Source organism: Corallococcus exercitus, assembly GCF_042231735.1.
GTDB lineage: Bacteria > Myxococcota > Myxococcia > Myxococcales > Myxococcaceae > Corallococcus > Corallococcus exercitus_B.
The window spans coordinates 5,563,280-5,575,587 of sequence record NZ_CP102577.1 but is presented as its reverse complement, the minus strand read 5'-3'; the positions used below and the strand labels follow the sequence as shown (position 1 = coordinate 5,575,587).

10 protein-coding genes are annotated in these 12,308 nt (G+C 70.3%); 5 read left to right on the top strand and 5 right to left on the bottom strand.

Annotation, left to right across the window (positions count from 1 at the left end; all coding sequences use genetic code 11):
* Window positions 1-23: 23 nt before the first annotated feature.
* From mtnA to NR792_RS21830, 3 genes are all read left to right on the top strand, one after another.
* Complete coding sequence (mtnA, locus tag NR792_RS21840) at window positions 24-1,139, top strand: S-methyl-5-thioribose-1-phosphate isomerase (RefSeq protein WP_375754607.1); 1,116 nt, start codon at window positions 24-26, stop codon at window positions 1,137-1,139.
* Window positions 1,136-1,780: a class II aldolase/adducin family protein gene (locus tag NR792_RS21835; RefSeq protein WP_375754606.1), complete on the top strand. Its 645-nt coding sequence runs from the start codon at window positions 1,136-1,138 to the stop codon at window positions 1,778-1,780. The genes mtnA and NR792_RS21835 overlap by 4 nt, the downstream gene beginning before the upstream one ends.
* Before the next feature lie 105 nt (window positions 1,781-1,885).
* Entirely contained in the window at window positions 1,886-5,116 is a 3,231-nt protein-coding gene (locus NR792_RS21830; RefSeq protein ID WP_375754605.1) for a tetratricopeptide repeat protein, read from the top strand.
* Here the strand turns inward: NR792_RS21830 and NR792_RS21825 are convergent.
* Together NR792_RS21825 and NR792_RS21820 are read right to left on the bottom strand one after the other, a co-directional pair.
* A complete protein-coding gene (locus NR792_RS21825) occupies window positions 5,098-6,015 on the bottom strand; it encodes a hypothetical protein (RefSeq protein ID WP_375754604.1) in 918 nt (305 codons plus the stop codon). The genes NR792_RS21830 and NR792_RS21825 overlap by 19 nt on opposite strands.
* An 88-nt stretch (window positions 6,016-6,103) precedes the next feature.
* The gene (locus NR792_RS21820; protein ID WP_375754603.1) at window positions 6,104-7,276 is read right to left on the bottom strand and encodes a metallophosphoesterase; all 1,173 of its coding nucleotides are present in this window, start codon (window positions 7,274-7,276) and stop codon (window positions 6,104-6,106) included.
* Window positions 7,277-7,402: 126 nt separating this feature from the next.
* On the opposite strand from NR792_RS21820, the gene NR792_RS21815 reads away from it, so the two are divergent.
* Window positions 7,403-8,095 (top strand): TIGR02269 family lipoprotein, encoded by a 693-nt coding sequence (locus tag NR792_RS21815; protein ID WP_375754602.1) that lies wholly within the window; start codon window positions 7,403-7,405, stop codon window positions 8,093-8,095.
* Window positions 8,096-8,098: 3 nt separating this feature from the next.
* A complete protein-coding gene (locus NR792_RS21810; RefSeq protein WP_375754601.1) occupies window positions 8,099-8,818 on the top strand; it encodes a double-CXXCG motif protein in 720 nt (239 codons plus the stop codon).
* Here the strand turns inward: NR792_RS21810 and NR792_RS21805 are convergent, their stop codons facing one another.
* The 3 genes from NR792_RS21805 to NR792_RS21795 form a co-directional block, all read right to left on the bottom strand.
* Entirely contained in the window at window positions 8,819-9,355 is a 537-nt protein-coding gene (locus NR792_RS21805; RefSeq protein WP_375754600.1) for an FHA domain-containing protein, read from the bottom strand. It lies immediately after the preceding gene.
* Window positions 9,356-9,441: 86 nt separating this feature from the next.
* Window positions 9,442-11,076 (bottom strand): long-chain fatty acid--CoA ligase, encoded by a 1,635-nt coding sequence (locus NR792_RS21800; RefSeq protein ID WP_375754599.1) that lies wholly within the window; start codon window positions 11,074-11,076, stop codon window positions 9,442-9,444.
* A gap of 104 nt (window positions 11,077-11,180) precedes the next feature.
* A complete protein-coding gene (locus NR792_RS21795; RefSeq protein ID WP_375754598.1) occupies window positions 11,181-12,218 on the bottom strand; it encodes a 6-phosphofructokinase in 1,038 nt (345 codons plus the stop codon).
* Window positions 12,219-12,308 lie beyond the last annotated feature (90 nt).

Below are 12,308 nucleotides of genomic sequence, written 5' to 3'. Positions count from 1 at the left end.
GCGGGAACAAGGAAGACACGGCGATGAAAGTCCAAGGCGTTCCGATGCGCTCCATCTGGGTCGAGTCCGACGGCTGGAGCGTCGGCGTCATCGACCAGACGCGCCTGCCGCACGCGTTCGTGAAGGTGACGCTGTCCACGGCGGATGAGGCCGGCCACGCCATCCGCAGCATGCTCGTGCGCGGCGCGCCGCTCATCGGCGCCACGGCCGCGTATGGCGTGTGTCTGGCCATGCGGCAGGACGCGTCCGACGGCGCGCTGGAGAAGGCGCTGACCATGCTGCGCGCCACGCGGCCCACGGCGGTGAACCTGCACTGGGCGCTGGACGGGATGCGCCAGGTGCTCGCGCCGCTGAAGCCTTCCGAGCGCGTCGCCGCGGCGTACCGGCAGGCGGCGGCGCTGTGCGACGAGGACGTGGCCATCAACCGCGCCATCGGCGAGCACGCGCTCAAGCTGTTCCAGGAGGCGTGGGACAAGAAGGGCCGCAAGGGCCGGCTGAACGTGCTCACGCACTGCAACGCCGGCTGGCTGGCGACGGTGGACTGGGGCACGGCGCTGGCGCCCATGTACCTGGCGCACGACGCGGGCCTGCCCCTGCACGTCTGGGTGGATGAGACGCGCCCGCGCAACCAGGGCGCGGTGCTGACGGCGTGGGAGCTGGGCCAGCACGGCGTTCCGCACACGGTCATCGCGGACAACGTGGGCGGCCACCTGATGCAGCACGGGGAGGTGGACCTGTGCATCGTCGGCACGGACCGCACGACGGCGCGCGGGGACGTGGCGAACAAGATTGGCACGTACCTCAAGGCGCTGGCCGCGAAGGACAACGGCGTGCCGTTCTACGTGGCGCTGCCGTCGCCCACCATCGACTGGACCCTCCACGACGGCGTGAAGGAGATCCCCATCGAGCAGCGCGAAGGCACGGAGCTCAGCGACGTGACGGGCCGGCTGCCGTCGGGGGACATCGCCACGGTGCGGATCACGCCTCCGGGCAGCCCCGCCGCGAACTACGCGTTCGACGTGACGCCCGCGCGGCTGGTGACGGCGCTCGTCACGGAGCGCGGCGTGTGTCCGGCGACGGAAGAAGGAATGCTGTCGCTCTTCCCGGAGCGGCGCGTCCAGCGGAGCGCGGCGAAGTGAGCGGAGCGGGGGGCCACGCGGCGCTGCGCGAGGCGATGGTGGCCACCGCGCGGCGGATGAACACCTCCGGGCTGAACCAGGGCACGTCCGGCAACCTGAGCCAGCGGGTGGAGGGCGGCTTCCTCCTCACGCCGTCCGGGATGAACTACGAGGCGATGACGCCGGAGGACCTGGTCCTCATGCGCTTCGACGGCTCGCACGAGGGCCCCCGCAGGCCGTCCACCGAGTGGCAGCTGCACCGCGACCTCCTCCAGGCCCGGCCGGAGGTGGGCGCGGTGCTGCACTCGCACAGCATGTTCAGCACCACGCTGGCGTGCCTGCGCCGGGGCATCCCCGCGTTCCACTACATGGTGTCCGCGGCGGGCGGCACGGACGTGCGGTGCGCGGAGTACGCGACGTTCGGCACCCCGGAGCTGGCGCGCAACATGATGGTGGCCCTGGAGGGCAGAAAGGCGTGCCTGCTGGCCAACCACGGGCTGGTGGCGGTGGGCGCGGACCTGGCTGGCGCCTGGAAGCTGGCGGTGGAGGTGGAGACGCTGGCGGCCATGTACTGGCGGGCGCTCCAGGTGGGCGAGCCCGTCCTGCTGGACGACGCCGAGATGGAGCGCGTGTTCCAGCAATTCCGCGGGTATGGCCAGTAGGAAGTGCTTCGCGCACACGTTCCTGCATGATTCTCCGGGTCCCTGCCTCTAAGTCGGGAAGGGGAGGCCCGGGTGGGTCACCCCCGGTCTCCAGGAGGAGTCGGCATGCGGTGGGTTCTCGGGTGCATGGTGGTGATGGCACTGGGGTGTGCCTCGCTCATGCCGGCGGGGCGGGAGCCCCTGGATGCGCGGCTGACGGACGCGCTCCAGGCCTATGACCAGGCCGCGACGCTCTACGAGGAGGGCCGGTATGCCGAGGCCATGGCGCCCGGGGCGCGGGCCCTGGCGCTGCGGGAGACCGCGCTCGGGAACTCGCATCCGGACGTCGCCTACGCCCTGAACCTGCTGGGGGAGCTGTACCGGCTGCAGGGGGACTTCGCCCAGGCGGGCACCCTCCACGAGCGCGCGCTGGCCATCCGCGAAGCGGTGGTGAACGACGACGCCGCGAAGGCCGTCACCGCGGCCAGGCTGCTCGGCTTCGCCGCCTCTCCGATGATGGAGACCGACCGCCAGGCCGGGGGCTTCTACGACCATGGGCACGCCATGTCCCGGCGGACGAACAACCTGTTCAGCATGGACAAGCGCAAGCGCATGGGCGCCCTGGCCAGCCAGGAAGCGACCCTCAGCGAGAACCAGTCCGCCTACGCCGAGTCCCTCAACAACCTGGCCAACCTCTACCAGCAGCAGGGCCAGTACAGCCGGGCGGAGCCGCTCTACTCGCGCGCGCTGGACCTGCGCGAGACGGTGCTCGGCAAGCAGCACCTCACCGTCGCGGACTCGCTCAACAACCTGGCGCTGCTCTACCGGGAGCAGGGCCTCTACCACCGGGCGGAGCCGCTGTACGTGCGGGCGCTCTCCCTGCGCGAGTCTGCGCTGGGCAAGACGGCTCCCCTGGTCGCGGACTCGCTCGACACGCTGGCCACGCTCTACCAGGACCAGGGCCTCTACAGCCGCGCGGAGCCGCTGGGCCTGCGCGCGCTCGCCATCCGGGAGTCGGCGCTGGGCAAGAAGCATCCCCTGGTGGCGGACTCGCTCAACAACCTGGCCAATCTCTATCAGGACCAGGGGCTGTATGACCGGGCCGAGCCGCTCTACGCGCGCGCGCTCGCCATCCGGGAGGCGGCTTCCGACAGCAGCGCTTCGGACCTGGCCGCCGCGCTCAACAACCTGGCCACGCTCTATCAGGCGCAGGGGAAGCATGGCCGGGCGGAGCCGCTCTATGCGCGCGCGCTCGGCCTCTGGGAGGCGGCGCTGGGCAGGAACCACCCGCACGTCGCCGCGTCGCTCAACAACCTGGCCACGCTCTACCGGAAGCAGGGGAAGCTCACCCAGGCGGAGCCGCTCTACGCGCGGGCGCTGGCCATCTGGGAGGAGGTGCTCGGCAAGAACCACCCGGACGTCGCCGGCTCGCTCAACAACCTGGCCAATCTCTACCGGGACCAGGGGATGTTCAGCCAGGCGGAGCCGCTCTACGCGCGCGCGCTGGCCATCCGTGAGACCGTGCTGGGCAAGAACCACCCGGACCTCGCGGCCTCGCTCAACAACCTGGCCCTCCTGCGCCTGGCGCAGCACCGCCTGGAGGACGCCGTGCCGCTGTTCACGCGCGCCTTCGCCGTCTCCGAGCAGCGCCTGCGCCGCGAGGCCCTGGAGTTCTCCGAGGCGCGGCTGGCCAGCTTCCTCCAGCACCTGCGCGCGGACGAGGAGCAGCTCTACGCGCTCGTGCGAGCGCACCCGGACTCCGCCGACGTCCGGCGCCTGGCGCTGAGCGCGGCGCTGCTGCTCAAGGGCCGCTCCGTCGAGGAGACCGCCGACATCTCCCGCGCCGTCTACCGGAGCCTGGGCCCGGAGGAGCGCGGCACCTTCGAGCGGCTGCGCAAGCTGCGCACCCAGCTGGCCCGTCTCTCGCTCCACGGACTTGGCGCGCTCACGCCGTCCGCCTACCAGCGGCAGCTCACGGCGCTGACCGTCCAGGGCGACACGCTGGAGGCGACGCTCGCCAGCCGTTCCGCGCCGCTGCGCGCGCTGGCCGCGCTGCCGTCTCCCGAGGACATCGTCGACCGCGTCGCCGAGACCCTGCCGAAGGACGGCGCCCTCGTGGAGTTCATCACCTACGAGGACCGTCCCCTCGTGCAGGGAACGGGCACGTCCCAGCTGCGCTGTCTGGCCCTGGTGCTGATGCCCGACGCGAGCATCCGCGCGCTCGACCTGGGCCCCGCCGGCCCCATCGAAGCGGCGGCCTCCCGCCTGCGGGACGCGCTGGCGCGCCGGGACGCCGCCTTCGAGGAGTCCTCCCACGCGCTCTACCAGCTCGCCTTCCAGCCGCTGCTTCCGCTCTTGGGCAAGGCCCGCCGCCTCTTCCTCTCCCCGGATGGCGAGCTGGCCCTGGTGCCCTTCGCGGCGCTGCACGACGGCCAGCAGTACCTGGTGGACAGCTACGACTTCACCTACGTCACCTCCGGCAAGGACCTGCTGCCGCGTCCCGAGCAGCCCCGGCCCGCGTCCTCCGTGGTGGTGCTGGCGGATCCGGCGTTCAACACGGGGCCCCGGGCTCTCACGGGTGGCGCCTCCGTGGTGGCCGAGCGCTCTCCGTCATCGCGCGAGGACCTGGTGGCGCGGGACTGGGCTCCCGTCCCGCTGCCGGGCTCGCGCGAGGAGGCGGAGGCCATCCAGCGCCTGTTCCCGCAGGCGCAGCTGTTCCTGGGGGCGAAGGCGACGAAGGAGCGGCTGCTGCACCTGCGCACGCCCGGCATCCTCCACCTGGCCACCCACGGCTTCTTCCTGGAGGATGCCACCGCGCCGGAGAACACCTCACGGGCCGTCGCGACCTTCGGCGCGCTGGGCGAGGATCCGCGGGCCTCGCGCCCGCCGGATCCGCTGCTGCGCTCCGGCCTGCTGCTCGCGGGCGAGACGGCGAAGACGAGCGCTCCCGGTGCCGCTTCTTCCGACAGCGCGCTGGTGACGGCGCTGGAGCTGGCGGGGTTGGATTTGTGGGGCACGCAGCTGGTGGTGCTGTCCGCCTGTGACACCGGCCGGGGCGCGGTCCGGCGGGGCCAGGGCGTCTACGGCCTGCGCCGGGCCTTCCTCGTCGCGGGCGCGGAGACGGTGGTGATGAGCCTCTGGAAGGTGGACGACGCGACGACGCGCACGTTGATGGAGACCTACTACCGCCACCTGCTCGGGGGCGAGGGCCTGGCCACGGCGCTGCGTGAGGCGATGCGGGAGCTGCGGCGCGCGCAGCCCCATCCGCACTACTGGGCGCCCTTCATCGCCATGGGGCGGGACACGCCGCTGCGATTGCTGGACGCGGGGCCCATGGCTCAGGCCGGCGGCGGGTAGATGTCCTCGAGGATCTCGGAGCGCTCGGGATACATCCGCTCGAACTCGGCCAGGGCCTCGGGGCCGCCATCGAGCGCGCGCATGTACTCGGACCAGGCCTCCGCGAAGTCCTCCGTGTAGACGCCGGAGTCGTTGAAGCTGTCCTCCGTGTAGTCGTTGAGGTGGTTGCCGTCCGCGGCCGCGGCCTCCGCCCAGCCGTCCGGGATGGGGGGCGGCTCGCCCCAGAGCCTCTCGAAGTGGCCGGACACCCAGGTGTCGTTCGCGTCCTCCACCTGCCGGCCGATGAGGTGGCCGATCTCGTGGTGGAAGATGTCGGCCGTCACGTTGGCCTCGCCGTCATAGAAGGTGATGGTGCCGTCACCCGCGCGCGCGGCGGCATCATCCGGATCCGGGTCCTTCTTGATGACGACGCGCTCGAGCGAGCCGCGCAGGTCCTCCGGCGTCTCGCTGTAGGAATCAATGACCTGCGTGAGGACGTCCGCCGCGTCCACGTCGCCGCCCCGCTCGATGGACACGGTGAAGGTGTCGTCACCGACGCGGACGGCATAGATGTCGTGGTTGCCGAAGGGCACCGGCACGGGCGTGATGGAGACCTGCTCCGTCTTCCCGTCCGTGTTGGTGAAGGGCACCGTGCCGCCCTTCGCCAGGGCCTCTTCCACCGCGGCATGGCGGGGATTGATGAGCTTCCCGAGGTCGCCGGGCGGCTGGGGCGGCAGGGGCGGAAGCGGGGGGAAGAAGGGCTTCGCGAGCCGGGCCGGCTCGAAGCCGCTGGTCCCCTGGAACGCGCGCACCGCCGTGTTCTGGAGGGTGGGGGCCGGCGGCCTGGCGGGACTGGAGGTGAGGACCGGCTTGGGCGCGGGGGGCGGCGGCAGGGGGCGGGACAGAAGCTTCGTGAGCATGAGGGACTCTCCTTGCCCCCCTGTACGAAATGCGTCCGCATCCGGTTACACCGGGACTTACGTAGGCCCCGGTTCACCCACGGAGGACTCAGGCGCTGCGCAGCGTGAGGAGCGTCACCTCGGGCGGGACGCCGAGGCGGAAGGGGAGCCAGTGCCCCGTGCCGCCGGAGACATAGAGGTGGCTGTCGCGGAAGCGATAGCGGCCCAGCATGTGCTTGAAGGCGAAGCCGAACAGCGGGACCCCCAGGAAGGCCACCTGTCCGCCGTGGGTGTGGCCCGCGAGCGTGAGGCGCGCGCCGCGCTCGGCGGCGTAGGGGAAGAAGTCCGGGTGATGGGAGAGGCAGAGGACCACGTCGTCCGGGTGGCCCTCCGTGAACGCCGTGTCCGCGGAGTGCTGCCAGCGCTGGTCGCGCACGGTGCGGCTGCGGCCGGACATGGGGAAGTCCACGCCCACCACGCGCACGCGCTGCCCGCCGTGCTCCAGCACATGGGCTTCGTCCACGAGCAGCCGGACCGGAGCGCCGCGCTGGGCCAGCTGCGCGTAGCCGCCCAGGACTTCGTCGAGCCCGCGCCAGTGCTCGTGGTTGCCGAGCACGGCGAGCATGCCGTGGCGGGCCGTGTTGGAGGCGAGGGCGGCCATCGTCTCGTCGATTTGATTCACGTCGTCGATGAGGTCCCCGGTCATCACCTGGAGGTCCACGCCGGCGGTGTTCATCACCTCCACGGCACCGCGCAGGTACTCGGCGGAGATGAAGGGGCCCACGTGGACGTCGGTGATCTGCCCGATGCGGAAGCCGTCGAGCGCGGCGGGGAGGCCGCGCAGCTTCACCTCCACCTCGCGCACGGTGAAGCCCAGGCTGCCGCCCACGACGCCCACGGCGCTGGCGCCCATGGCGAAGACGGGCATGGCCTGACCGGCCTTCACCAGGAGGTTGCGGCGCTCCAGGTCCACGCCCGGGGGCGCGGCCTGCTTCCGGCGTTCCGCGCGCAGCTTGAGGATGAGGAACGGCAGGCCCATGAGCATCACCAGCAGCGCGGCGATGCTCCACACGACGGCGAACAGCTTCACCGGCACGAGCAGCGGAGGCGTGTGGTGCAGGCCGTAGCCGGTGACCGCGGGCACGGTCCAAGCCGCGAACGCGAAGACCATGAGCCCCAGCAGCACGGCATGGCGCCAGCCCCGGGTGACAGCGGGCAGGAGCCTGCGCAGCACGAGGTACGCGCCCAGGTAGACGAACAGCAGGACCAGCAGCCTTCCCATGGTGTGCGCGCTCTCGGTGTCGTGAGGAGCCCGGAGGATAACGGACCCCCTGACACCGCGCTGTCCTCCGTGACCGGGCTGCTCGCCTCCCGGGCTCCCTGGGACTGAACATGGAATAACAGGGAAATGAGAAGAATCTCCGGGGCCGGTGTCCGCGTCGGGTGGCTGTGGCTGGTGATGCTGCTGGGGTGTGCATCCGCACCCGGGCCCATACAGGCGTCGAGGGAGTGCGAGGACCGCGACGAGGACCAGTGCCTCACTCAGGTCTGCGAGGACGACGTCTGCGCGCTGTTCCGGTGCGAGGACCTGTCACCGAACCGCATCGTGCGGACGCGAGCCGCCGCGCCAGTGGCGCCGGTGTTCGTGGCGCCCGGCAGTGGGCCGCAGCGGACGTGGGGGAGCGCGCAGGGGCTGCCACGCGACGCGGTGCCGGTCATGGTGTTCCGCTGGCACCGGCGGGAGAAGCTGCCCAGCGAGCTTCGTCGCGAGAAGGCGCTACAGGAGTGGGCGAAGCGGCCGAAGGAGCGGCACCACATCTTCCCGCAGGCGTTCAAGAAGCACTTCGAGGACAAGGGTATTGAGATCCACAAGTACGTCTTGATGATCGATGCGGAAGTTCATGCACGCATCCATCGTGGCGCGTTGGGCGGACCCTGGAATCGAGATTGGAATACCTTCATCGAACTTCAAGGGGCCGAGGCTGACATTCCGGATCATTTCGAGCACGCCGCATGGATGATTCGAAAATATGAACTCTTCGGTCTTCCGATGACGTATTGGCAGCAGGTCGACCTGATGCCCGTGCCCTTCGAGGATTGAGCCATGCGCTATTTCGAGGTTCGTGGCCCGCCTGACGGTGTGGAGCCGCAATGGAGCGGTGAGTACCGGGCCGAGTACCGATGGCACCTGTCCGGCGTTAACTGTCCCAGGTTTGGTCCCTGGGCATGGATGGATGCCTTCCCATCCGTAGACCTCTCCGCTGTAGACGAGCCGGTGCTGGCTGATTCCAAGGGGCCCATGTCCGTCGCGGAATACAACCGGCTGGTGACGCTCATTCGCCCCTTTGTTCCTCCCGAGCTTCCCGTCAGAGCAGGGGGCTCGTTCGGGCCCATGGTCGGAACGGCAAGAGGCAGGTTCGGTCCGATCACCTGCTGGCCCGCATGGCGGGTGCTCCTCCGCGAGGATGCGGTGGATCTGCTCAAGACCGAAGGGCTGCGGGGCATCATCGCGGTCCGGATGGAACTCCGGTCCCGCCGGAGCACGATGCCCGCGCTCCATGAATTGGAAGCCCGTCCCCTGGCCCGGCTGCATCCCGACTGCATCGGAGAATGGAAGACGCCCGCGTGTGACCTCTGCGGCAAACCCGAGTCGTACTCCCTGCCTCCGAAACGCTGGCTGCTGCGCTCCTCCATTCCGGAGGGGCTCGACGTCTTCGGTATCGACGGGGCCAACCCCCGCGTCGTCAGCGAGCGCTTCGTCGAAACAGTGCAGCGCCTGGGGCCCAGCGACGTGCACTACCGCGAGCTTCCCGCCGCCGACTGATCACATCCCCCCGCCCGGGCTCGCGAGCCGCAGGTGGGAGTGCAGCGTCTCCGCTCGCAGGTACAGGAACTGCGCATCGCCGAAGGCCAGCGCGTCCCCATCCGTGAGCATCCGCACCTCGCCCTCGCCCAGCTCCGCGGCGTTCAGCCAGGTGCCGTTCATGGACTTCAGGTCCTGCACCGAGCACGTCCCCTGCGCCGCGTGCCAGCGCAGCACCGCGTGCTGCTTGGACACGGACGGGTCATGCACCATCAGCGCGCACCCCTCCGTCCGCCCCACCCGCAGCTCCTGCCCGTCCCGCTCCGGCCCCAGGAAGTGGACCTCCAGCGAGTCGAACGCCTGGAGCATCACCAGCAGCCGGTCCACCAGGCGCGAGCGGTGCGCCATGCCCACCGTGCGCGCCTCCGCCAGCCGCAACGCCACCTGCTGGAACACCGGCTCCGGCGGCTGCTGGATGAGCACCACCGGCCCGGAGGCTTGCAGGAACGCCTGCACGGGCGCGTACGCGAACGGGCGGAGCTGTTGGACGGAAGGCATCACACCCTCACACTACCCTCGGCCCCGCCCCGGTGCGAGCCGCCGGGACTCCCAGTGTCGGGTGCCCGGCGGTCCTTCCAACCACTTCAGGACGCCACGGACGCCTTCATCAGGTGGTCCCCGTAGTCCTCCCGCAGCTTCATCTTCAGGAACTTCCCCGTCGACGTGCGCGGAATCTGCGGCACGAAGAGGAAGTCATCCGGCAGCCACCACTTCGCGAACTGCTTCTCCAGGTGCGCCGTCAGCTCCGCCTTCGTCGCCTGCTGCCCCGGCTTGAACACCACCGCCGCCAGCGGCCGCTCGTCCCACTTGGGATGCCGCCCCGCGAACACCGCCGCCTCCAGCACGGAGGGATGCGCCATCAGCGCGTTCTCCAGCGCCACGGAGCTGATCCACTCGCCGCCGGACTTGATGACGTCCTTGCTGCGGTCGGTGATGTGCAGGTAGCCCGCCGGGTCGATGGTCACCACGTCGCCCGTCTTGAACCACCCGTCCTGCGTGAACCGGTCCTTGCCCTCGTCGCCGTAGTACGACGCCGCCACCATGGGCCCGCGCACCTCCAACTCGCCCATGGCCTTGCCGTCCCAGGGAAGAATCTCCCCCGTGTCGCTCACGTGGCGCGTCTCCACGAACGGCACCGAGTAGCCCTGCGACGCGTACGCCTCCAGCTGCGTCTCCGGGGACGCCGTGCGCAGGTCCCCCTTGAGCCGCGCGAGCGTGCCCACCGGGTTCATCTCCGTCATGCCCCACGCGTGCAGCACGTTCTGCCCGTGGCGCTTGCGGAACCCATCAATCAGCGCCGGCGGCGCCGCGGAGCCGCCAATCACCATGTGCCGCATGGCGCTCAGGTCCCACTTGCCCGGCTCGCGGTCCAGCTGCGCCAGGATGCCCAGCCAGATGGTGGGCACGCCGCCCGCCACCGTGACCTTCTCGTTCTGCATCAGCTCCAAGAGCGACTGCGGGTCCAGGTGCGGCCCGGGCAGCACCTGCTTCGCCCCCGTGAGCAGCGCGTCGAACGGCAGGCCCCACGCCGCCGCGTGGAACATGGGCACCACCGCCAGCACCGTGTCGGACTCCTTCAGCCCCAGCACCTCCGGCAGGCAGCACACCAGCGTGTGCAGCACGATGGAGCGGTGGCTGAAGAGCACGCCCTTCGGGTTGCCCGTCGTGCCGGACGTGTAGCAGAGCATCGCCGCGCTGTTCTCATCCAGGCGGGGGAACTCGAACGTGGGCGACTCCGCCGCGAGCAGCTTCTCGTAGTCCAGCCGCCCTTCCGGCACCGGGCCGTCGTCCGGGATGACGATGACGTGCTTGATGTTGCCGGCGGCCTTCTCGAACTTCTCCACCAGCGGCAGGAGCGAGCGGTCCACCACCACGACCGTGTCCTCGGCGTGGCGCGCGATGTAGCCCAGGTCGTTGGGGTGCAGCCGCAGGTTGAGCGTGTGCATCACCGCGCCCATCGCCGGCACGCCGAAATACACTTCCAGGTGCTGGTGGTGGTTCCAGCTCAGGGACGCCACGCGGTCCCCGGGCTTCACCCCCAGCCGCGTGAGCGCGTTCGCCAATTGGCAGACACGCCGGTGGAAGTCCGCGTACGTGTAGCGGTGCAGGGACTTGTCCGGCTTGCGGCTGACGATTTCCTGCGCGGCGTAATAGGAGCGCGCCCGCTCCAGGAAGTGCGTCAGGGTGAGCGGGAAGTCCATCATGCGACCGGTGAGCATCGACACCATCCCTTCGGGAGAGGGGGGAGGGCCGGATGCTACCGGATGCGCGGCGCCATGCCTGCCACTCCCAGTGGGAGCAGGCATGGCGCATCACGTCAATGTCAGCCGAAGAAAACCTGCGCGACCTTGAAGAACTCCTCGGGGACGCGCTTGAGCTCGCGGGTGGCCTCCGCCAGGTGCTCGCTGACGATTTCGTTGCCGCGCAGGGCGGCCATCTTGCCGAACTCGCCGCGAGCGACCATGTCGCACGCATGCACGCCGAACCGGGTGGCGAGCACGCGGTCGTGTGCCGTGGGAGCGCCGCCGCGCTGGATGTGGCCCAGCACGGAGACGCGCGTCTCGAAGCCGGTGCGCCGCTCAATCTCCGCGGCGACGATGTTGCCCACGCCGCCCAGGCGCGGCCGGCCCGCTTCGTCCAGCGCGCCCGTGGTGACCAGCTGTTCGTTCTGGTCCGCGGACAGCTTGATGCGCGTGCCCTCCGCCACCACGACGATGGAGAAGGTGCGTCCGCCCGCGTTGCGGCGCACCAGGTGCTGGGCGACGGCCTCCAGGTCCGCGGGAATCTCCGGGACGAGGATGACGTCCGCGCCGCCCGCGATGCCCGCGTAGGTGGCAATCCAGCCGACGTGCCGGCCCATCACCTCGCAGACGATGACGCGCTTGTGCGACTCGGCGGTGGAGTGCAGCCGGTCCACGGCCTCCGTCGCGATGTGGACCGCGGTGTCGAAGCCGAACGTGAAGTCGGTGCCGTTGAGGTCGTTGTCGATGGTCTTCGGCACGCCGACGATGCGCAGGCCTTCCTGGGACATGCGCGTGGCGGCGGACAGGGTGCCTTCACCGCCGATGGCGATGACCGCGTGGATGCCATTGCGTTCGATGGCGCGCTTCACGCGCTCCAGGCCGTTCTCCACCTTGAACGGGTTGACGCGCGAGGTCCCCAGGATGGTGCCACCCCGGTGGAGGATGCCGGAGGTGGTCTCCCGCGTGAGGCGGAAGTGGTTGTCGTCCAGCAGGCCCTTCCATCCATCCCGCAGGCCCATCATCTCGAAGCCGTGCTCGCTGGCACGGCGGACGATGGCTCGGATGACCGCATTGAGGCCGGGGCAATCACCCCCGCCGGTGAGCACGGCGACTTTCATGTGACAGGTTCTAGCGCGACCCGGCCTCCGCGCGTGAGGACGGATTGCACGGAGCGCCCTCCCCGGTCCCCGGGCGTGCGGGGGACCTGG